The organism is Pseudomonas sp. GW822-FHT06B12 (assembly GCF_058799675.1).
This window is the reverse complement of the sequence record NZ_JBXALR010000002.1, coordinates 488,282-506,074: the sequence shown is the minus strand read 5'-3', so window position 1 is coordinate 506,074 and position 17,793 is coordinate 488,282. Positions and strand designations below refer to the sequence as shown.

Below are 17,793 nucleotides of genomic sequence, written 5' to 3'. Positions count from 1 at the left end.
GAATTCAAGACATCGCATACCCAGGAGGCCAACCTCATGCCTACCTCATCCCCAGCCCAAACCCCACAGCAACAACTCGATTCCCCCGAAGCCGGCCGAGTCGCGCTCAAGTTTTTCTTCAACCTCATGGAACGCTGGGGCTGCACCGCCGAACAGCAACGCACGCTACTGGGCAAAGTCGGCAACACAACCTTCTACAAGTACAAACACCTACCGCCCAACGTGCGATTGCCCCACGACACCCTGGAGCGCATCTCGTACCTGATGGGTATCCACAAAGCGCTGAGCATCATCTTCAGCAACAGTCGCGAGCGTGCCTATAAATGGGTCAGCAGCCCCAACACCGCCGCGCCGTTCAACGGTCAGTCGGCCCTTGCCTATATGTTGGCCGGTCGGGTTGTGGATATCGCTGACGTGCGGCGCTATCTCGACGGAGTGCGTGGTTGATGGCGCCGGAACTGACCGATCCGCAGTGGCCGCGGGCCTACCGGATCGTCAACAGCAGCTTCCCGCCGATCTCGTTGTTTGAAGACGTGCTCGACCCCGAAGACCTGCCCATCGCCTACGCGCTGGAAGCCCTGACCAATGATCGGCTGATGGAAGAGGCCGGTGTGCTCTCCCGAGTGCGCCCCGAAGACCGAGTCTCCGGGCCCGGATCGACGCCGGTCATGGCCGCATTTACCCATATCGGCAAAACCAGCCGCTTCACCGACGGCACCTTCGGCGTCTACTACGCCGCCAGCAGCCAAGCGGCGGCCATCGCCGAGACGAGTTATCACCAGGAACGCTTCCTGGCCGCGACGAACGAGCCGGACCTCGAGTTGACCATGCGCACCTACGTCAACCAGGTCGTGAAGCCGATGCACGACATCCGCCACAACTACGCCCACCTCCACGACCCGGACCCCACTGCCTACGGCTCCGCACAAGCGTTCGCCCGAGAACTGCGCGAAACCTTGTCCTGGGGACTGCTCTACAACAGCGTCCGCCTGACCGGCCACGAATGCATCGCCGCCTTCCGCCCACCGGCGGTCTCCATCCCGCTGCAAGGCAAGCACATCCGATATGTCTGGAGCGCCAGCAGCCGCAAGATCTCGTTTGTGTTTGAAGTCAGCGAAGTCTGAGATGCACGTATGAAAAACCCCGAATGATTCGGGGCTTTTTCTTGCATGCGGCTCAGGTTCAGGTCACGACGTTACTGGCTGCGGTTGTTACCTGGCGCGCCAAGCACCTTCACCACGTCATCGATCACCGCCTTACTCATCTCCTGCAAATAGTGCGACGCCCACGCATAGCGGTCCTTACCGCGCTCCATCGCCGCGTCTTCGGCCAACAGTTTGGAAAGGTGGAGCAAGTCGGAAACGTGGGACAGGGCTTCGAGGATCGGGACGCCACTGCTGACGCGAAATAGAGCTTGGTCGGAATGGATGGAGAAGGGCGTGAGGCCGATGGTTTTCAGGTCTTGGGGGTTAGTCATTGGGCACCTCCGAGATGTGAGAGGTCGCTGGTGACGATAAGTGCTTGAAAAGCGTTCGAGAGATTAGCGCGGTGATTACAGATGCAGTTTTTGGACGGATTTATGGTGTGCATTGTCTAGCTCCTTGACTGTCGGGAGCCGCAACCGTCCTTCCTACGGGATTGGGTGGCGGCCGTACGCGGGGTAGGAATACCGGGAATCAAGGCACCCGGCACACCCGAAGGTGTCCCGCGCACAGCCACCATTGCACGATATCGCGGACACAAAAAAAGCGCCTGCAATAGCTGATGGGGCGCTGTTGCGCCTTGATTAACTCGGGTTCCTACGCCCGTTCGCTGATTTGGCAGCGACGACTGAAGGTTAGCGTGCGAGTGGAGGGTCCGCAAGCGTGGCGAAGTGCTGGCCGTAGCTGGGGAGTTTTAGTGATTTTTATGAATGGGCAATAATTATTGGCCATCCATAATTTTCATAATTTCGAAAGGGCCGGTCGACAGCCTTGTCAGAGCGGGTGGAGGGGTATCCGGTATGGACCGTGAACTGGATCAGAGAGTGGGTCCGCATCTGCGCGGCACAATTGCCTGATTTGTTACTCCAGGCGCCATTGCTGTTGGCGTTTCCAATTACTTTGAAAACCCATGAGTCTCAAGTTTGCCGGCTCCTGCTGATCCATTATTTCGGCAAGACGAGGCTTCCACTGGCTGTCGGGGCTGATCAAGTCGGTTAGATAGGCCAGTATCGTCAAAACGATATATAGCCGTTGCTTGGGTTGAGGCTGGTTGGCAGGCGCATTGGGGATGACCCATTCTTTGGGCAGGGAGGGCCGAATCGAGAGCTCTCGGTTCCATAACCGTGAGTGGTGGGCGCAACAGTTTCGAATGAAAGTCAGGGTGTGCAACCAGGAGGCCAATACATCGAAGTGCAGATCAAATCTGGCGGCGATAGCTTTCTTATCGGCACTTCTGCCTATTGCACTGAAGAGGGTAGAGACCGTCCCAAGGCTGAGTTCTTCCAGAACCGCCCAAGCGGGCGGTAGCTCAGGATGAGCATAAGTCGCCCCGTAGTATCGGAAATAGTTATCACGCTTGCGGTTTTCGATCCGCTGCTGTTGGAGCCCATCAATCTGTCGACCTTTTGTGATGCGATCAATCTCACGTCCGAGTTTGTTGCGTTCCTTATTCAGTTGCTCCCGCAGGGGGCGTAATAGCTCGAAATGCGAGTATGACGAGGAGAAGACTGATGCGTCGGCTATCCAGTCAGGCCCATATTTGGGGCACATGTGATTGCTGATAGTTGCTCGTATGGCGACTTCGATACGCTCAATGGCATCCATGGTTATGCGTCGCAATAGACCATCGAAGCGGTAGATGTTGACGACGGCTTTCAGGGTGCTGCCGGGCTTGAAGGTGTGTTCAGGGCTTGGTTCTTGGAAGGGACGCATATAGGGACTCAGGCGAAACAGCGTGACCACTTCTAGGAAAAGCATGGCCCGGTCGTCGTTGGCGACGTGCAGGCCTCGTTGCTTTAGCAGTTCCAATTGCTGTTCTACGCTGAGGGCCGGCTTGTCAAAGGGCCTCATGTAGTTTTCTCCAGGCAAAAAAAACCCGCACGATTTGAGCTTGCTGACTGGGTCAACCTAGGCTTGGCGGGTGTGTTGGGGTGCATTATAGGTTGGCGGGGAAGGCCGTCAACGTTGTGCTGATGTGGAATTGTAACGGTTGGGTGTAGTGGTCAATTAATCCCAGGGATACATCAAAGTCTTGCCTATATTAATTACATTGCGTCACTAATGAAGTTCTCGTACCCATCTTTATCCCTCCCAAGTAACGCCATACATTCATATCCACCACCTACCCATCATCCCGAAGGGCAGGTCACTGGAGAGTTGTCATGCCTTTCGTCAGCGTACGCATCACCCGCGATGGCGTTACCTCAGAGCAGAAAGCTCAGGTGATCGCCGAAATCACTGAAACCCTGGAACGGGTCCTCAACAAACGCCCGGACCTGACCCACATCGTGATCGAAGAAGTCGACACCGATAACTGGGGCTATGCCGGGATCACCACCACCCAATACCGAAAACAACTGGCGCAGGGGCAGTCATGACTCAGTCCGTCACCATTGATTTCGTCTCTGATGTGGTGTGCCCGTGGTGCGCTTTGGGCGCGACGGCACTGGAGCAGGCCATCGAGAATCTGGCCGGTGAAGTTTCGGTCGAGCTGACTTTCAAGCCCTTCGAGTTGAACCCGGACATGCCGGTCGAAGGCGAGAACGCGGTCCAGCACATGATGCGTAAATACGGACGCAGCGCCGAGGAAGTTGCCGCTGGTAAAGAGATGCTGATGGCCCGTGGTCAGGCCATCGGGTTCCGGTTCGATCTGGAAAAACGCAGCCACTTCTACAACACCTTCGATGCTCATCGTCTGTTGTTCTGGGCATTACAGGGGGGGCGGCAGATCGAACTGAAGAAAGGCTTGCTGCGTGCTTTTTTCAGTGAAGGCCAGAACCCGAGCGATCGCGAAACGCTGGTACGTCTGGCCGCTGAAGCGGGGTTGGATACCGCGCGTGCGCGTGAGGTGTTGGCGTCTGGAGCGTTTGCCAAGGAGGTCCGTGAGCTCGAAGCGTTTTACCGCGAGCACGGTATCAATTCGGTACCGGCCATGATCCTCAACGGCCGTCACCTGGTGTCCGGTTCGCAATCGGTCGAGTACTACGAAGACATGCTGAGGCAAATGGCGCGGGCACCCGCCGAAGCCTGATTGATCACGTTTCAAGCCCCACTATTTTGTAGAGGTTCATCATGAGCAATTCGAAAAAAGTCATCGTTATTACTGGCGCATCCCAAGGTCTTGGCGCGGGTATGGTCAAGGCTTTCCGTGATCTCGATTACCGGGTGGTTGCCACCTCGCGTTCGATCAAACTGTCCACCGACCCGGACATCCTCACTGTGGCGGGTGACATCGGCGACCCGGCGATCGCCGAGCGCGTGATTCGTGAAGCGATCGCACGTTTTGGCCGTATCGACACCTTGGTCAACAACGCCGGGATCTTCGTCGCCAAGCCGTTCACCCACTACACCCACGAAGACTACGCCGCTGTGCTGTCGGTGAACCTGAATGGTTTCTTCTACATCACCCAACTCGCCATCGCCGAGATGGAAAAACAAGGCAGCGGCCACGTCGTCAGCATCACCACCAGCCTGACGGACCACGCCATCGACGGCGTGCCTTCGGTACTGGCGTCGTTGACCAAAGGGGGCCTCAACGCGGCGACCAAATCCCTGGCCATCGAATACGCCAAGCGTGGCATCCGTGTGAACGCGGTCAGCCCCGGCATCATCAAAACGCCGATGCACGGCGAAGAAACCCATGAAGCGCTGGGCAATTTGCACCCGGTCGGGCACATGGGGGAGATCAGCGACATCGCCCAGGCCGTTGTGTATCTGGACTCCGCCGGATTCGTCACCGGCGAGATCCTGCACGTCGATGGCGGTCAGAGCGCCGGTCACTAAGACCTGCTTTTCCACACATGGGAAACAACCAAGCCCTCGCATTTTTGCGAGGGCTAAGTTTGATAACTCCAGGTACTGAGTGGTTCGTCATTACGCCAAAAAAGTCTAAATCCATCCTGTTGTTTCTACGATATTTAAGAATTCATTGCTGGCGTCGTCCTGCTGCCGGCTCTGGTATGGCCACGAGCGAACTAAACTAGTTGTACCTCTGAAGCAGATGTCTCCAGAGAGGTAAGGAGGTGCCAAATGGCCATTCGTGATACCTATCGGGAAATTGAACAGACCCTGGGTCAGGTACCGGAGTGGATTAAGCAGATGCCGGAAGGTGGAGCGAGCGGATTCTGGGCCGTAGCCCGGGACTTCTGGCTGGCGGATACCAAGATTCCTAATAAGTACAAGGAGTTGATAGGTCTGGCAGTGTCTGGGGCGACCCGTTGTAAGTATTGCGCCCTGTTCCATACCGAAGCCGCGCGCTTGTTTGGCGCGAGCGACGAGGAAATTTCCGAAGCCAGCTTTATGGGGTCGCTGACCATGATGGGCAGCACCTTTATTAACGCCCAGCAGATCGACTACGAGCAGTTCCGGCAGGAAACGCTGAGTATCATCCGGTATGTCAAAGATCACTCGCAACCCAAAGCCGCTTAAGCCGTTGCGGGAACCAGCCCTTCGCCAGCTGACGAAGGATAAATTGATTGCAATCACCGGCGATGGTCCCAGGACCACCGCTCGGTGGCAAGCGGCTGTACTGCGAGCCATCAGCGAACTCATGCAATACAGCGATACCGCCCGCGAAGAAAACCAGGACCTGCGTATTCCCTTCGCCAAAGCACTCCACGACCTCTATGGGGGACAGAAGTCCGACGCCGAGTTGACGGAAATGGTGCTGCTGATGCTGGAAGTGGAAACCGCCCCCTTTCTCGGCAAAGGGCCCTAGGCGGCAGCGGCATCGGGGAGCAATGATTTCTGAGAAGTGCGACCGGATCTGCGTTGAAGATCAAAAGATCGCAGCCTTCAGCGGCTCCTACAGGGGGGTAGCAGTTGGATTTCTGGATGCCAGAAACAACAAAGCCCTCGCATTGCTGCGAGGGCTTTGTTTTGTATGGTGCCGGCACCAGGAGTCGAACCCGGGACCTACTGATTACAAGTCAGTTGCTCTACCAACTGAGCTATACCGGCGTGTTGGGCGACGATTATAGCGATTGGCAGGGTTCTGTAAACCCCTGATTACTGACTATTTTTCAGTATGCCTTTGGCAAGGTTCTCGCCCTTGTGTGTGCTTGAGCGTTCCAGGGCTGGTCTTGATCAGTCCACGGTTGTCGCGCGGTGTAAAACGTGTCGCCCGCAGGGAGGCTTTTGTTGACGAATGACAGGGTTCCAATCGGGCAGGCCCGCCGATGGTTCGGCGGGCCTGGTCTTACGGATGGCGTCAGTCGGTTACACGCCGCTTTTGACGGCGTTGATCAAGGCCTGGCTCAGGACTTGGGCGGGCGCTACCTGCACGCTTTGGGTATAGAACGGCGGCAGGTTCTGGGCCAGTTGCGACAGCGCTTGGGCCGTGGTGTTTCCTGGCAACAACACGTATTGCAGGTTCGACGGGTAGCTTTGCGGCACCGGGCCTTCCATGGTCGAACCGTACGCGCCGAAGGTCATCACCGCTTGGGGTGTGAGTGGGTCCGGTGCGTAGAGGAACACGAAGGTGCCGTATTTCGGGTGCGTCAGGTACTGCTCGGCCTGGGCACGTACCGCCGGGTCCGGGTCGTTCATCAGGGTCCAGCGCATGACTGCATAGCTGCGGGTGGTTTCCATGAATGCGGTGCGAATCGGCGACTGGTTTTCCACGCCACCCAGGCACACCAGCAGGTTGCCGAAGGGATCAAGCAAGGCCACAGAATTGAACACATTGGCTTGCTGGGCGGTTTTCAGCAGAGGCGGCGCCAGTTCCGCACCAGGGTCACGCGGGTTGCTCGAGGTGACCGTCAAGGCGAATGGACTCAATTTGGTCAACGCTTGGCGTACCGGACTGTTCGCCGGCAGCGTGGCCGGGTTTTTCAGCTTGGAAGGCTCAAGACCGCTGTTGTTACTTGCTTTGCGCACAGTGTCGACGCTGGCGGAGAAGATCGAGCTGGTGAGGTAGTACGCCGCCGAGTCGATGGTCTGGCCGCCAAACACCGGGCTCATTGAGCCTTGATAGGCACGGCTGACAGGAGCGGCGACCGCGTAATAGGCCCAGGTTTTTTGTGCTTGCTGACGAATCTGCGGTGGCAACGACGGGAAGGTGAACTGGCTGTTGTAGTTGACCCCCGCGTAGTCATCGATCGCGCTTACGGCGACGTTGAATCCGGCCGTGAGCAGAGCGCCGGCGCACATGGCGCACGGGTCCAGTGTGGTCACGATGGTCAATTTGTCGGGCGGTGGAAGCTTCAGCGATGCGGCTTTTTCGTAGTACCAGTCCACCAATTGCCGCTCGCCATGGGCGGTCGGGTCGTGGGGTAGGAAGTAGGTGGTGCCTTTCCCCGGAAAAGGCATTAACACGTTGTTGTGAAGTGCTGCGATAACTTCGCCGGTGGCGTTGTTGATGATGGCCCCGCCGACGGCGAAAGTTTTTTGAATGGCCGCGAGAATGGCCTGGTTGGCGACGGTATCGTCTGCTTCCTGTGCACTGTTCAATGTGGTCATTGTGTACCAGCTCCTTGCTGTCCTGAGTGCCAGAGATTTCTGACGCCTGGCAACCATAGTTCAAGCTACGGAGGTTGGTTATGACCATTCGGCTTAATGCTTATGCACAACGGGAGGTGGCTTCGCTGCGTTTACGGCTTATTTTGTGGAGCAGTTCTCAATAAATCGCAACTGGCTGTTTTTTCGCTCGTTTTTTAATGTGAACAAAAAATGACCAGCCGCTTTTATGGCCTAAAAGCCATGGATCCAAAGGCTTTCGGCAAGTTTCATCAACAGACTTATCCACAGGCTGTTGATCGAAATGGAGGGCGTTATCGACGCTCGGCGAGCAGCATCAAATTGCGCGGTGTCAGTGGGGTTTCGCAGAATAATCCCAAGCGAACCGAATAACCCTGTTCTTCGAGAAACAGCGCCTGATCGAGTACCAGCCACAGTTCCAGCGGGCGCCGGAACAGGCCGCGCAGCAGCTCCAGATTGCGCACCTGCGCCAGGCGTTCCCAACCAGCGGCTTCCAGCGCCGTCCAATCCTGCGCCGGGACTGTGGATAAGTCTTTCAGCGTGGCCAGGTCGCGGCAGTAATCGGCGAAGGGTTTATCCAGCCAGGCGCTGGGCAGCGATGGCGTTGGCAGGTAATCGTCACAGCCACACAGTTGCCGTTGCAGCAGGTCGAAGGCCAGGCGGCGGGCCATGGATGTATCGCGCTGACGTCGGACGCGGGCACCGGCGGTGACGGTTTCGCTCAGCGGCAGGGCCAGATCGTCGAGGGAAAGTTGTAGGTTGGAGCCTTTAGCCGCGCCGGACAGCGGTTGGTACTGGCGGGCGCTGATGCGGTTATAACAGCAGGGTGCAACGGCCAATTGTTTGCAGCCGGCCGCGCTGGCCAGTTGCATCAGCCGTACATGCAAATCGCCGCAGGCGTGCAGGGCGACCGGGGTGTGTTCGGCGCTCAGGTGAGCAGCCGCATCGCTTGCCATCACATCCTGCTGGAAGTGATTGACCATGAGGTGATGGTGCTGGCTCAGCGCCTGACCGCTGGCGATCAGCGCCGGGTCGTACTCCAGGCATGTTAGTTGTTGGCCGGCTTGCAGCAGGCGTCGTCCCAAATGACCTTTGCCCGAGCACCAGTCCAGCCAGTGCCGGGGTTTTGCGGCAAATTGCAGGCAACCGGCGAAGGCTTCGATCTGCTGCCATTTGCGGCCCGGCACGTCGACGTTCAGCCGTCGGGTCGAAGGCTCCGTCATATGAGCCGGAAGCTCGCCTACAGCGCCGAGGGTGATGGCCTGCGCTGCCAGTCCTGGAAAAGGCGTGGGTGCCAGAAGCTGTTCAGGATGATTGTGGCTGTTTTCCGCGTCTTCCAGTGAACGCTGGCGTAGCCAATCCGCCAGTTCTGGATAGTCTGCTTCCCACGGCAGTTGCCGATGGGTAAACGGCCGCGGTCGCCAGAGCGCCTGATGTTCGGTCAGGAACCCGTCCAGCGCCTTGAAGCGGGCGAGCAGTTGCTCGCCCGTCAGCACTGGCGGATCAACGTCCCTGGCAGGCATCGACGCGCAACCAGCGCTCCAGCAGCTTGAATCCACGCACCAGGATGTAGGCCATCAACAGGTAGAACATACCCGCCGCGAAGAAGATCTCCACGGGCAGGTAGGTTCGGGCAATGATGGTGCGGGCCATGCCGGTCAGCTCCAGCAAGGTCACGGTGCTGGCCAGGGCGCTGGCCTTGAGCATCAGGATCACTTCGTTGCTGTAGGCCGGCAGGCCGATGCGCGCGGCACGCGGCAGGATGATGTAGAACAGCGCCGTGGGGCGCGACATGCCCAACGCCCGTGCGGCTTCGATCTCGCCTTTTGGGATGGCCTGGATCGCTCCACGCAGGATCTCGGCGATGTAGGCGGCGGTGTGCAGGGTCATGGTGGCGGTGGCGCACCAGAACGGATCGCGCAGGTACGGCCACATCGCGCTTTCACGTACGGCATCGAACTGCGCCAGACCGTAGTAGACCAGGAACAGCTGCACCAGCAACGGCGTGCCACGGAAGAAGAAAATGTACGCGTAAGGCAGTGCGCGCACGTACCACAGACGCGACGAGCGGGCGATGCCCAGCGGAATCGCCAGCAGTAAACCGAGGACGACGGCGATCGCCACCAACTCAAGGGTCAGGGTCGCGCCCTGAGCCAGTTTCGGCAGCCATTTGATGATGACTTCCCAGTTCATTGCGTGCTCCTCGCGAAGCCGCGAGCGGCGCGTTTTTCCAGCAGGTGCATGCCGGTCATGGCCAGAATCGTCAGGCCCAGGTACATGAAGGCGGCGACCATGTAGAAGGTGAACGGCTGCTTGCTCATGGTCACGCCGTTTTGCGCGTGACGCATGATTTCTTCCAGGCCGATTACCGACACCAGTGCGGTGTCCTTCATCAGGATCATGAACAGGTTGCCCAGCCCTGGCAGGGCGATGCGCCACATCTGCGGCATGATCAGCTTGGTGAAGATCCTGAATTTCGACATGCCCAAGGCTACGCCGGCTTCACGGTGGCCTTTGGGAATCGCCAGGATCGCGCCACGGAAAACTTCCGTGGCATAGGCGCCGAAGCATAAGCCCAAGGCGATCACACCAGCGGCGAAGGCATTGAGCGCGAGGTCGGGATTGCCGAAAAACTCGCCCAAGGCACGCATCAGGTTGACCGTGCCGAAGTAGATCAACAGCACCCAGAGCAATTCCGGGATACCACGAACCAGTGTCGAGTAAGTGCCGCCAAGCCATTGCAGCTGCTTGTACGGGGAAGTCTTGGCCAAGGCGCCGAGCAGACCGAGCACCAGCCCCAGGCACAGTGCCGTGAGCGCCAGTTTGACGGTCATCAGCGCGCCAGCGGCGAGCGCCGGGCCGAATCCGTAGAGATCGATAATCATGAATTTCTATTCAAGTTGCCGCAGACATTGCTGACGACCGGCACCGCTTCAGGCAGCACCGGTCAGGCCAGTCAGAATCAATAGATGCTGAATGGGAAGTACTTGTCGTTGATCTTTTTGTAGGTGCCGTCAGAGACGATTTCTTTCAGCGCGGCATTCAGCTTGTTACGCAGTTCGTCCTGACCCTTGCGTACGGCAATGCCGATTTTGTCGCTGGATACAACCGGTTCGCCTTTGAACTCGTAGTTTTTGCCAGCGTCGCTTTTCAGCCAGTCGTAGTTGGCGTACTTGTCAGCGAGGATCGCATCGACACGACCGGAGGTCAGGTCCAGGTAGGCATTTTCCTGAGTGTCATAGAGTTTGATGGTGACGTCGTCGCCATAGTTATCCTCAAGCCAGGTGCCGGCCAGAGTGGCGCGCTGGGTGCCGATGATCTTGCCTTTGAGCGAGGCCTTGTCGGTTTTCAGGTCGACGTTTTTCGGCGCGATGAACTGCAGCTTGTTCGAGTAGTACGGGTCGGTGAAATCAACGGCTTGCTTGCGCTCCTCGGTGATCGATAGCGAGGAGACCAGGAAGTCGAATTTCTTGGCGTTCAGTGCCGGGATGATGCCGTCCCAATCAGAGGTGACGACTTCGCACTCGACCCGCATCTTGGCGCACAGGGCGTCGCCGATATCTTTGTCGAAGCCGACAACCTGGCCACTGGCATCTTTGTTGTTGAACGGTGGGTAAGCCGCTTCGATGCCCATTTTGAGTTTTTCGGCAGCCATCGCGTTGGCCGAAAACACCAGTGTGGCGGCCGCAGCCAGGAGGAGTTTTTTGTAAGTCTGCATGTAGGTGGCTCCGTTAGCGGTTGCTGGACATGAATTGTTTGCAGCGCGCCGAAAGCGGGTTTTCGAACACCTGCTGGGGCGATCCTTGCTCTTCCACCAGGCCTTGGTGAAGGAACACCACTTCGCTGGACACCTGACGGGCAAAGCCCATTTCGTGGGTGACCAGCAGCATGGTGCGGCCTTCTTCGGCCAAGGCGCGGATCACGTTTAGTACTTCCTGAACCATTTCCGGGTCAAGCGCGGAAGTTGGCTCATCAAACAGAATGACTTTGGGTTGCATCGCCAAAGTGCGGGCGATTGCAGCGCGTTGTTGCTGACCACCGGAGAGCTCGGCAGGGTAGGCGTGACGTTTGTCGGCGATGCCGACCTTGGCCAGCAAGGCTTCCGCCACTTCGATGGCATCGCGCTTGCTTTGCCCGAGCACGCGGCGAGGGGCTTCGATGATGTTGTCGAGCACGCTCATGTGCGGCCACAGGTTAAAGTTTTGAAATACAAAACCGATTTCGCTGCGCAGGCGATTGATCTGCTTGCCGTCGGCGGCGACCAGTTCGCCGTTTTTCGCAGGCTTGAGTTTGAGCTCTTCACCGGCCACCAGGATCTGGCCCTGATTCGGGTTTTCCAACAGATTGATGCAACGAAGAAAAGTCGACTTGCCGGAACCGGAGGAGCCCAGGATCGAGATCACATCGCCGTCGCGGGCGGTCAGCGAGATGCCTTTGAGCACCTCCAACTGGCCGTAGCGTTTGTGCAAGTTGCGGATTTCAAGCGCGGGCGTGGCCTCAGCCATGTGCGGTCCTCATTGTGTTCTGTTGTGCTTGTGCTGTTGGTCGGCGTTCCTGGCGAGGCGCCACGCTAGCATAGCGTTCGAATGGCGACCAACAGCCCCACGGGGCTTGGACGGGCAGTGTGTGACTGGTTGTTGCATCAGCGCAGCAGACTGGCGCGCCATCAACCACCAATCCCCCGTTTCAAGCCATGTCTGCGCGGGTGTCGCGTAAAAAAAGGCGCGATGGTGCCAGCTTTGGCCGGGTGTTGGAAGCGTTAACCGGACAAACGTTCCGGATCTGCACTTTTATTGTGCGTGATCGGTTTTTTATGTGTGTATCTGGTGCGCTAATTCGTTCATGGAAGTGTGTGCCAGGGTAACGTTCTGGCGAAGTGCCATTAATTTCAATGAGTTGCGATGACTGTCCGGTCAAGGCGAGATCGCCGGGGTAGAGGGATTTGAAACATTTTGGCGCAATTATTGCGTGCAGAATCCAGAACGCCCCGTTGGCTTCTTTTTACGAGAAGGACGCCAAGCGGGATGGAGGCAATCGCTTTTCCTTACAAAGGTAGTTTCAATGAGCAGTACCCAAAGCTCTAATGGCCTCGAACAGGGGCTCAAACCGCGCCATGTGACCATGTTGTCGATTGCCGGTGTTATCGGCGCCGGCCTGTTCGTTGGCTCGGGTCACGCTATCGCCGCCGCAGGCCCGGCCGTGCTGTTGGCCTACGCTGCCGCCGGTATGCTGGTAGTGCTGGTCATGCGCATGCTTGGCGAAATGGCCGTTGCTTCTCCGGACACAGGCTCCTTCTCGACCTACGCCGATCGCGCTATCGGTCACTGGGCCGGTTTCACCATCGGCTGGCTTTACTGGTGGTTCTGGGTTCTGGTAATCCCGCTGGAGGCCAACGCCGCCGCGACTATTCTGCATGCCTGGTTCCCTAACGTGGCCATCTGGGCATTTACCCTGATCATCACTTTGCTGCTGACAGTGACCAACCTGTTCAGCGTGAAGAACTACGGTGAGTTCGAATTCTGGTTCGCTCTGATCAAGGTCCTGGCGATCATCGGTTTCATTGTCCTCGGTGTCATGGCGATCTTCGGCTACCTGCCAAGCAGCCAGGTCAGCGGCGTTTCGCACCTGTTCGACACCCAGGGCTTCCTGCCAAATGGCATGGGCGCCGTACTGGGCGCCATCCTGACCACCATGTTTTCCTTCATGGGCACTGAGATCGTGACCATCGCGGCCGCGGAGTCGAAGAACCCGGGCCAGCAAATCTCCAAGGCCACCAACTCGGTGATCTGGCGGATTGGCTTGTTCTACCTCGTGTCGATCTTCATCGTTGTGGCCCTGGTGCCATGGAACGACCCGGTTCTGGCCAGCGTCGGTTCCTATCAGACCGTGCTCGAGCGCATGGGCATCCCGAATGCCAAGCTGATCGTCGACATCGTGGTGCTGGTTGCGGTGACCAGCTGCCTGAACTCGGCGTTGTACACCGCATCCCGCATGATGTTCTCCCTGGGCAAGCGCGGCGATGCACCGGCCGTTTCCCAGCGCACCAACAGCGCTGGCACGCCGTACTGGGCAGTAATCCTGTCCACCGCCGCAGCTTTCCTGGCAGTGTTCGCCAACTACGTGGCCCCGGCTGCGGTGTTCGATTTCCTGCTGGCCAGCTCCGGCGCTATTGCGCTGTTGGTGTACCTGGTGATCGCGATTTCGCAACTGCGCATGCGCAAACAGCGCATGGCACGCGGCGAAAAAATCGCCTTCAGCATGTGGCTGTTCCCGGGCCTGACCTACGCGGTGATCGTATTCATCGTGGCGGCCCTGACCATCATGCTGTTTCAGGATGCCCATCGTGTGGAAATCCTTGCCACGGGGCTGTTGAGCCTTTTGGTGGTGGCTGCCGGTTTGTTTGTGGCTCGCCGTCGCAAACTGGAACAACGTGGCGCGGTGGTGCTGAGCTGATTCGCCCCGCGTAATGCAAAACGGCCGCTGTCAGGGATGACAGCGGCCGTTTTTGTTTCTGCTGCCGAGTTCAATCGAGGTGTACCCAATCCTCTACGCGTAACCCGGGAACACGCTCGAATTCCCGAAGATTATTTGTCACCACAATGAACCCTTGTGAGCGCGCGTGACCCGCAATCATGTGGTCGTAAGGGCCTATCGGTGTGCCGGCTTTTGCAAGTTCCGAGCGAATCATTCCGGTGTGGGCAGCCGCTTCGTAATCGAAGGGCAAGACCTCAAGACGAGCTGCAAAACCTTCGATGACGGCCAGGTTCTTTTCCGGTGCCGCAGACTTTTCAGCACCGTAAATCAATTCCATCAATGTGACTGCGCTGATACACAGCTGGCCGTAATGGCGATTGAAAGCGTCGCGCACGACCTGTGGTTTGTTCTTGATGGTAAAAATGCAAATGTTGGTATCGAGCATGTATTTGATCATCAGAACGACTCGCGCTCCTGATCTGCCGGTTGCTCACGGTCGGCCATAAAATCGGCAGTGACGTTATCGCCATCAAACCAGCTATCCCAGGCTTCATCTGCCGGAGTGATGATACGAGCGCGACCAATGGCTACAACATTGACGCGTTTCACGTCTTCAGGCATTGCCACTGCTTTGGGCAAGCGGACGGCCTGGCTGCGATTGCTCATGAAAAGGGTGGTCTGTTCCATTGGGGTGTCCTCCGCTTTTGCTGCGCTTAGAGCCCAAAGAATAGGTTGTGGTAGGGATATGTCAATGGGATATACGCTGAGACTGATGAAGGGTAGCGCCAGCGCTTCGACAGGGTGATGACCTTTAAAAAGAAACGGCCGCTGTCAGGGATGACAAGCGGCCGTTTTTGTTTCTGCAGACTTTAGGGATGTGTTACTCGGCTTTCGCCTCAGGCTCTTCCAGCGACTCGCGATAACTGTCCAGCGCAATCCCGAAGTCGGTGATGAACTGCGGCTCGGTGAGCCAGAGTTGCGCGGTCTCACGGTCTACGCCGTCGGTCCACATGCGGTAGTCAATCAGCATGTCGGCGGCCAGGTGAGTGGCGGCCATGGCTTCGTTCTCGGCGTTTTCCATGTCCAGCAGCTCTGGATGATCGTTGATGATCTCGCTGAGGTTGGACAGCAGGGTCAGCAGCATGTCGTTGCGGCTGATGGCCTGCGCATCACGCATTTTGCTGAACATCGCCAGGGTGTATTCCGGGATCGGCTCGCCGATTTCGCCCAGTTCATCGTCCAGTGCGGCGGGTTTTCTGCCGTGAATATTGATTTGCCTGGCTTTGAGCTTGGCGCGTTTGGCGCGTTTCTGTTGCTTGTTTAGGGATGCCATGGGAACTCAGTTCGGTTTCTGTTGGGTTTGGGCTGCGATGGCGTCGGACGCCGCCACGTAGTCAGCCTGGAAGGCTGACGATTCGATCCACGCCAGGGCGCCGGCTTCGTCCGCCTCGGTGGACCATTGGCGATACTCGATCAGCGCGGCGAGGATGAAGTCCATCGCGCCTTCTTCGCCTTCCTGTTCGTACACCAGCTCCAGCAGCGGGTCTTCCAGGAAGGCCGTGCACATCGCTTGCTGACTGGTTTTTTCGGCGTCGATCATTTTTTTGAACAGTTCGGTCAGGTCCACCGATTCGAAGTCGATGCGATCGTCGTTCGGGTCCAGCTCGACCGGCGCGGCGGCCCGTTGAGTGCGGTTCTGCTTGGCTTTCGCTTTAGCGCGGGTAGCGCGTTTGTGCTGTTTGTTCGCGGATGCCATGGGCGTCGTTCCGTATTTCGTTGAGAGGGCAGGCCACTCAGCTGCGTGGCACTCGCCGCCCGGGGGTGTCGGGTGTCAGCTCGCCGTTTTGCAGCCATGACAATGCAATGGGCCATAGTGTGGCTTGGTATGGGCTGCGAAAAAAGGCGAAATGTCCGACTTCTTCTTCACCGATGTCTTGCGGGGTGATTCGTAGGTGGGTGTTTGTACTGCCGGTGAAGTAGCCGAGCAGGCGTTCGATGGCTGCAATTGTGCCGTAGGGATCATCGCTGAGGCTGATAGCCAGGGTTTGTGCGGTGACGCTGGCAAAGGGCAGACGGCCGTTTCTGGCGTGGATGGCGCGACCGCTGGGACGTTTCTCATAGCGGGCGGTGGGCGTGCTCCAGTCGCGAACCACACCGGCGGGCGTGTCTTCCAGCCAGCCGAGGCGTTTGCCGGGGAAGTAGCCGCACACCAGCGTCATCAACGGCATCAGCAGGTGCCACTTGCCGAACATCCGCCAGCGATGGGCAGGCGCATAGTCGCGCCAGTAGGCGAACTGCGCGCCGACGGTCACCAGGCGCCGGATCACGTGCCCTGAAGCGCCCAACCCCGCCGCACAGCCGCCGAAGCTGTGGCCGACCACGTCGATGGGTTGGCCGGGAAACTCCCGCTGAGCGCGTTTGAGTATGGCTTCGAAATCCAGCGCGCCCCAGTCGGACCATGAAGCCTGAAGCCCTTTGAGCGATGTCGGCCGAGACTCGCCAATACCGCGGTAGTCATAGGTGATGACGTCGAAACCATTGGCGAACAGGTAATCGGCGAAGCGCGAGTAGTGTCGGCAGCGGACTGAGGTGGCGGCGTTGATGATGACTACCGGTCGCATCGCGTCCGCGAGGGCGTGTCGCCAGGTGAAGCCGCCAAGGATAAAGCCGTCGGCGGCAGGTTCCTTGAAGGGCACGCTTTGCGTTTGTGTGGCTGGCGATTCTGGCCTGAATGTGGAGGGTACGCTTTGTAGATTCATGGGGCTGAGCCCTGGCGATGGCGAGCCCAAGAATGAACTTCAACGCTGGCGTTGTGCAACGGTTTGGAGCCCGTAGTCGCGCGTGACGCGAAGCAGTGCGTCACGTACCGGAGGATCTGATTCGGGTGTACTGAGTGCTTGGTCCGTTTCGTACTGAACTCAAGTCCGAATCGATCTAAAACCCTACTCCTCGGTCAGCAATCAAAAATGGTGTAACGGATAGGGTTCTGTGGAACCCGGGAGTCGTCATCATGAGGTACGTCCATTCATTCATACTGCCCCTCGCCGCTGTCGGCTTACTGGTGTTTCCAGCCATGTCGCGGGCCGCCAGCGCTGAGCCGATCGACAGTTCAGCCGTACAAGTCCAGGAGCAACAGCAAAACGGGATCAACTACCTGTCTGGCGGTATCGGCGAGGATGAGTCAAAGGCCATTCAGCAAACCAAGGGCTACAACCTGCACATGACCTTCTCCACCGGGACGGAGAATAAATATGTTCCCGACGTAGATGTGGTCATTCAGAAAGCCCAGGGGCAAACCGTGCTGACCCTGACCCAGGCGGGTCCTCTGGTTTACGTTCAGCTACCCGCTGGCAAGTACACCGTAGTCGCGACGCGTAATGGTGAAGTGCTGCGTGATACCGCTGAAGTCGGCAAAGGTGCCGCACGCAATCTGGTCTTCCACTGGAAGGGCAATAGTAATAGTTAGGGATGACGGCTTTTGCGCGGCGTCATCAAATCGCAGGCATAAAAAAACCCTGAATCTTGCGATTCAGGGTTTTCGGTATTTGGTGCCCAGAGACGGAATCGAACCGCCGACACGGGGATTTTCAATCCCCTGCTCTACCGACTGAGCTATCTGGGCAACGGGGCGCATTAAACG

General features: G+C 57.9%; 22 protein-coding genes and 2 tRNA genes. 9 read left to right on the top strand and 15 right to left on the bottom strand.

The window, feature by feature from the left end; genetic code table 11:
• The first annotated feature begins 36 nt into the window (after positions 1-36).
• A complete protein-coding gene (locus AC1RKH_RS07005) occupies positions 37-447 on the top strand; it encodes an MbcA/ParS/Xre antitoxin family protein (RefSeq protein ID WP_493061936.1) in 411 nt (136 codons plus the stop codon).
• Positions 447-1,124, top strand: a complete 678-nt coding sequence (locus tag AC1RKH_RS07000) for an RES family NAD+ phosphorylase (protein ID WP_493061937.1) — start codon at positions 447-449, stop codon at positions 1,122-1,124. Before AC1RKH_RS07005 ends, AC1RKH_RS07000 begins: the two co-directional genes overlap by 1 nt.
• A 71-nt stretch (positions 1,125-1,195) precedes the next feature.
• Here AC1RKH_RS07000 and AC1RKH_RS06995 read toward each other — a convergent pair whose 3' ends face one another.
• Both AC1RKH_RS06995 and AC1RKH_RS06990 read right to left on the bottom strand, forming a co-directional pair.
• Positions 1,196-1,477, bottom strand: a complete 282-nt coding sequence (locus tag AC1RKH_RS06995; protein WP_123424042.1) for a DUF3077 domain-containing protein — start codon at positions 1,475-1,477, stop codon at positions 1,196-1,198.
• 586 nt (positions 1,478-2,063) lie between these two features.
• A complete protein-coding gene (locus AC1RKH_RS06990) occupies positions 2,064-3,053 on the bottom strand; it encodes an Abi family protein (RefSeq protein ID WP_493061938.1) in 990 nt (329 codons plus the stop codon).
• A gap of 311 nt (positions 3,054-3,364) precedes the next feature.
• Between AC1RKH_RS06990 and AC1RKH_RS06985 the strand changes: the two genes are divergently transcribed.
• From AC1RKH_RS06985 to AC1RKH_RS06965, 5 genes are all read left to right on the top strand, one after another.
• Complete coding sequence (locus tag AC1RKH_RS06985; protein WP_123424039.1) at positions 3,365-3,580, top strand: tautomerase family protein; 216 nt, start codon at positions 3,365-3,367, stop codon at positions 3,578-3,580.
• A complete protein-coding gene (locus AC1RKH_RS06980; RefSeq protein WP_493061939.1) occupies positions 3,577-4,233 on the top strand; it encodes a DsbA family oxidoreductase in 657 nt (218 codons plus the stop codon). The genes AC1RKH_RS06985 and AC1RKH_RS06980 overlap by 4 nt, the downstream gene beginning before the upstream one ends.
• 41 nt (positions 4,234-4,274) lie before the next feature.
• Entirely contained in the window at positions 4,275-4,985 is a 711-nt protein-coding gene (locus AC1RKH_RS06975; RefSeq protein WP_493061940.1) for an SDR family NAD(P)-dependent oxidoreductase, read from the top strand.
• 246 nt (positions 4,986-5,231) lie between these two features.
• Positions 5,232-5,630 (top strand): carboxymuconolactone decarboxylase family protein, encoded by a 399-nt coding sequence (locus AC1RKH_RS06970; protein WP_123424036.1) that lies wholly within the window; start codon positions 5,232-5,234, stop codon positions 5,628-5,630.
• 43 nt (positions 5,631-5,673) lie between these two features.
• Positions 5,674-5,919: a hypothetical protein gene (locus tag AC1RKH_RS06965; RefSeq protein WP_493061941.1), complete on the top strand. Its 246-nt coding sequence runs from the start codon at positions 5,674-5,676 to the stop codon at positions 5,917-5,919.
• 166 nt (positions 5,920-6,085) lie between these two features.
• Here the strand turns inward: AC1RKH_RS06965 and AC1RKH_RS06960 are convergent.
• The 7 genes from AC1RKH_RS06960 to AC1RKH_RS06930 all read right to left on the bottom strand — a co-directional run bounded on the left by AC1RKH_RS06960 (position 6,086) and on the right by AC1RKH_RS06930 (position 12,184).
• Positions 6,086-6,161 (bottom strand) — tRNA-Thr (locus tag AC1RKH_RS06960).
• A 258-nt stretch (positions 6,162-6,419) separates the two neighbouring features.
• Positions 6,420-7,661, bottom strand: coding sequence for a nucleoside deaminase (locus AC1RKH_RS06955; protein WP_493061942.1), 1,242 nt, complete (start codon positions 7,659-7,661; stop codon positions 6,420-6,422).
• A gap of 311 nt (positions 7,662-7,972) precedes the next feature.
• Positions 7,973-9,202 (bottom strand): methyltransferase, encoded by a 1,230-nt coding sequence (locus AC1RKH_RS06950; RefSeq protein WP_493061943.1) that lies wholly within the window; start codon positions 9,200-9,202, stop codon positions 7,973-7,975.
• Positions 9,183-9,872, bottom strand: a complete 690-nt coding sequence (locus AC1RKH_RS06945; protein ID WP_493061944.1) for an ABC transporter permease — start codon at positions 9,870-9,872, stop codon at positions 9,183-9,185. The genes AC1RKH_RS06950 and AC1RKH_RS06945 overlap by 20 nt, the downstream gene beginning before the upstream one ends.
• Positions 9,869-10,564: an ABC transporter permease gene (locus AC1RKH_RS06940; protein ID WP_493061945.1), complete on the bottom strand. Its 696-nt coding sequence runs from the start codon at positions 10,562-10,564 to the stop codon at positions 9,869-9,871. Before AC1RKH_RS06940 ends, AC1RKH_RS06945 begins: the two co-directional genes overlap by 4 nt.
• A 77-nt stretch (positions 10,565-10,641) precedes the next feature.
• On the bottom strand, positions 10,642-11,397 hold the full coding sequence (locus tag AC1RKH_RS06935) for an ABC transporter substrate-binding protein (protein ID WP_493061946.1): 756 nt from the start codon (positions 11,395-11,397) through the stop codon (positions 10,642-10,644).
• 13 nt (positions 11,398-11,410) lie between these two features.
• Positions 11,411-12,184, bottom strand: coding sequence for an ABC transporter ATP-binding protein (locus AC1RKH_RS06930; RefSeq protein ID WP_123424028.1), 774 nt, complete (start codon positions 12,182-12,184; stop codon positions 11,411-11,413).
• Between the two features lie 556 nt (positions 12,185-12,740).
• On the opposite strand from AC1RKH_RS06930, the gene gabP reads away from it, so the two are divergent.
• The gene (gabP, locus tag AC1RKH_RS06925) at positions 12,741-14,132 is read left to right on the top strand and encodes a GABA permease (protein WP_123424027.1); all 1,392 of its coding nucleotides are present in this window, start codon (positions 12,741-12,743) and stop codon (positions 14,130-14,132) included.
• Between the two features lie 70 nt (positions 14,133-14,202).
• Here gabP and vapC read toward each other — a convergent pair whose 3' ends face one another.
• The 5 genes from vapC to AC1RKH_RS06900 all read right to left on the bottom strand — a co-directional run bounded on the left by vapC (position 14,203) and on the right by AC1RKH_RS06900 (position 16,912).
• A complete protein-coding gene (gene vapC, locus AC1RKH_RS06920; RefSeq protein WP_493061947.1) occupies positions 14,203-14,610 on the bottom strand; it encodes a type II toxin-antitoxin system tRNA(fMet)-specific endonuclease VapC in 408 nt (135 codons plus the stop codon).
• Complete coding sequence (gene vapB, locus AC1RKH_RS06915; protein ID WP_054595147.1) at positions 14,610-14,840, bottom strand: type II toxin-antitoxin system VapB family antitoxin; 231 nt, start codon at positions 14,838-14,840, stop codon at positions 14,610-14,612. The genes vapC and vapB overlap by 1 nt, the downstream gene beginning before the upstream one ends.
• 193 nt (positions 14,841-15,033) lie before the next feature.
• Positions 15,034-15,486, bottom strand: a complete 453-nt coding sequence (locus tag AC1RKH_RS06910) for a hypothetical protein (RefSeq protein ID WP_493061948.1) — start codon at positions 15,484-15,486, stop codon at positions 15,034-15,036.
• Between the two features lie 6 nt (positions 15,487-15,492).
• Positions 15,493-15,909 carry a hypothetical protein gene (locus tag AC1RKH_RS06905; RefSeq protein ID WP_123424024.1) on the bottom strand — a complete coding sequence of 139 codons (417 nt, stop codon included), beginning with the start codon at positions 15,907-15,909 and terminating at the stop codon, positions 15,493-15,495.
• A 37-nt stretch (positions 15,910-15,946) separates the two neighbouring features.
• Complete coding sequence (locus AC1RKH_RS06900) at positions 15,947-16,912, bottom strand: alpha/beta hydrolase family protein (RefSeq protein ID WP_493061949.1); 966 nt, start codon at positions 16,910-16,912, stop codon at positions 15,947-15,949.
• 251 nt (positions 16,913-17,163) lie between these two features.
• Here AC1RKH_RS06900 and AC1RKH_RS06895 point away from each other — a divergent pair, with 251 nt between their 5' ends.
• Positions 17,164-17,619, top strand: coding sequence for a carboxypeptidase regulatory-like domain-containing protein (locus AC1RKH_RS06895; protein WP_493061950.1), 456 nt, complete (start codon positions 17,164-17,166; stop codon positions 17,617-17,619).
• Positions 17,620-17,699: 80 nt separating this feature from the next.
• Here AC1RKH_RS06895 and AC1RKH_RS06890 read toward each other — a convergent pair.
• Positions 17,700-17,775, bottom strand: a tRNA-Phe gene (locus AC1RKH_RS06890).
• Positions 17,776-17,793 lie beyond the last annotated feature (18 nt).

Coding starts and splice junctions, on each gene's coding strand:
- AC1RKH_RS06900 (WP_493061949.1), bottom strand. CDS start 16,912: ATGAATCTACAAAGCGTACCCTCCACATTCAGGCCAGAATCGCCAGCC.
- AC1RKH_RS06905 (WP_123424024.1), bottom strand. CDS start 15,909: ATGGCATCCGCGAACAAACAGCACAAACGCGCTACCCGCGCTAAAGCG.
- AC1RKH_RS06935 (WP_493061946.1), bottom strand. CDS start 11,397: ATGCAGACTTACAAAAAACTCCTCCTGGCTGCGGCCGCCACACTGGTG.
- vapC (WP_493061947.1), bottom strand. CDS start 14,610: ATGATCAAATACATGCTCGATACCAACATTTGCATTTTTACCATCAAG.
- AC1RKH_RS06910 (WP_493061948.1), bottom strand. CDS start 15,486: ATGGCATCCCTAAACAAGCAACAGAAACGCGCCAAACGCGCCAAGCTC.
- AC1RKH_RS06995 (WP_123424042.1), bottom strand. CDS start 1,477: ATGACTAACCCCCAAGACCTGAAAACCATCGGCCTCACGCCCTTCTCC.
- AC1RKH_RS07005 (WP_493061936.1), top strand. CDS start 37: ATGCCTACCTCATCCCCAGCCCAAACCCCACAGCAACAACTCGATTCC.
- AC1RKH_RS06985 (WP_123424039.1), top strand. CDS start 3,365: ATGCCTTTCGTCAGCGTACGCATCACCCGCGATGGCGTTACCTCAGAG.
- AC1RKH_RS06970 (WP_123424036.1), top strand. CDS start 5,232: ATGGCCATTCGTGATACCTATCGGGAAATTGAACAGACCCTGGGTCAG.
- AC1RKH_RS06990 (WP_493061938.1), bottom strand. CDS start 3,053: ATGAGGCCCTTTGACAAGCCGGCCCTCAGCGTAGAACAGCAATTGGAA.
- AC1RKH_RS06980 (WP_493061939.1), top strand. CDS start 3,577: ATGACTCAGTCCGTCACCATTGATTTCGTCTCTGATGTGGTGTGCCCG.
- AC1RKH_RS06950 (WP_493061943.1), bottom strand. CDS start 9,202: ATGCCTGCCAGGGACGTTGATCCGCCAGTGCTGACGGGCGAGCAACTG.
- AC1RKH_RS06930 (WP_123424028.1), bottom strand. CDS start 12,184: ATGGCTGAGGCCACGCCCGCGCTTGAAATCCGCAACTTGCACAAACGC.
- AC1RKH_RS06955 (WP_493061942.1), bottom strand. CDS start 7,661: ATGACCACATTGAACAGTGCACAGGAAGCAGACGATACCGTCGCCAAC.
- AC1RKH_RS06945 (WP_493061944.1), bottom strand. CDS start 9,872: ATGAACTGGGAAGTCATCATCAAATGGCTGCCGAAACTGGCTCAGGGC.
- vapB (WP_054595147.1), bottom strand. CDS start 14,840: ATGGAACAGACCACCCTTTTCATGAGCAATCGCAGCCAGGCCGTCCGC.
- AC1RKH_RS06940 (WP_493061945.1), bottom strand. CDS start 10,564: ATGATTATCGATCTCTACGGATTCGGCCCGGCGCTCGCCGCTGGCGCG.
- AC1RKH_RS07000 (WP_493061937.1), top strand. CDS start 447: ATGGCGCCGGAACTGACCGATCCGCAGTGGCCGCGGGCCTACCGGATC.
- gabP (WP_123424027.1), top strand. CDS start 12,741: ATGAGCAGTACCCAAAGCTCTAATGGCCTCGAACAGGGGCTCAAACCG.
- AC1RKH_RS06895 (WP_493061950.1), top strand. CDS start 17,164: ATGAGGTACGTCCATTCATTCATACTGCCCCTCGCCGCTGTCGGCTTA.
- AC1RKH_RS06975 (WP_493061940.1), top strand. CDS start 4,275: ATGAGCAATTCGAAAAAAGTCATCGTTATTACTGGCGCATCCCAAGGT.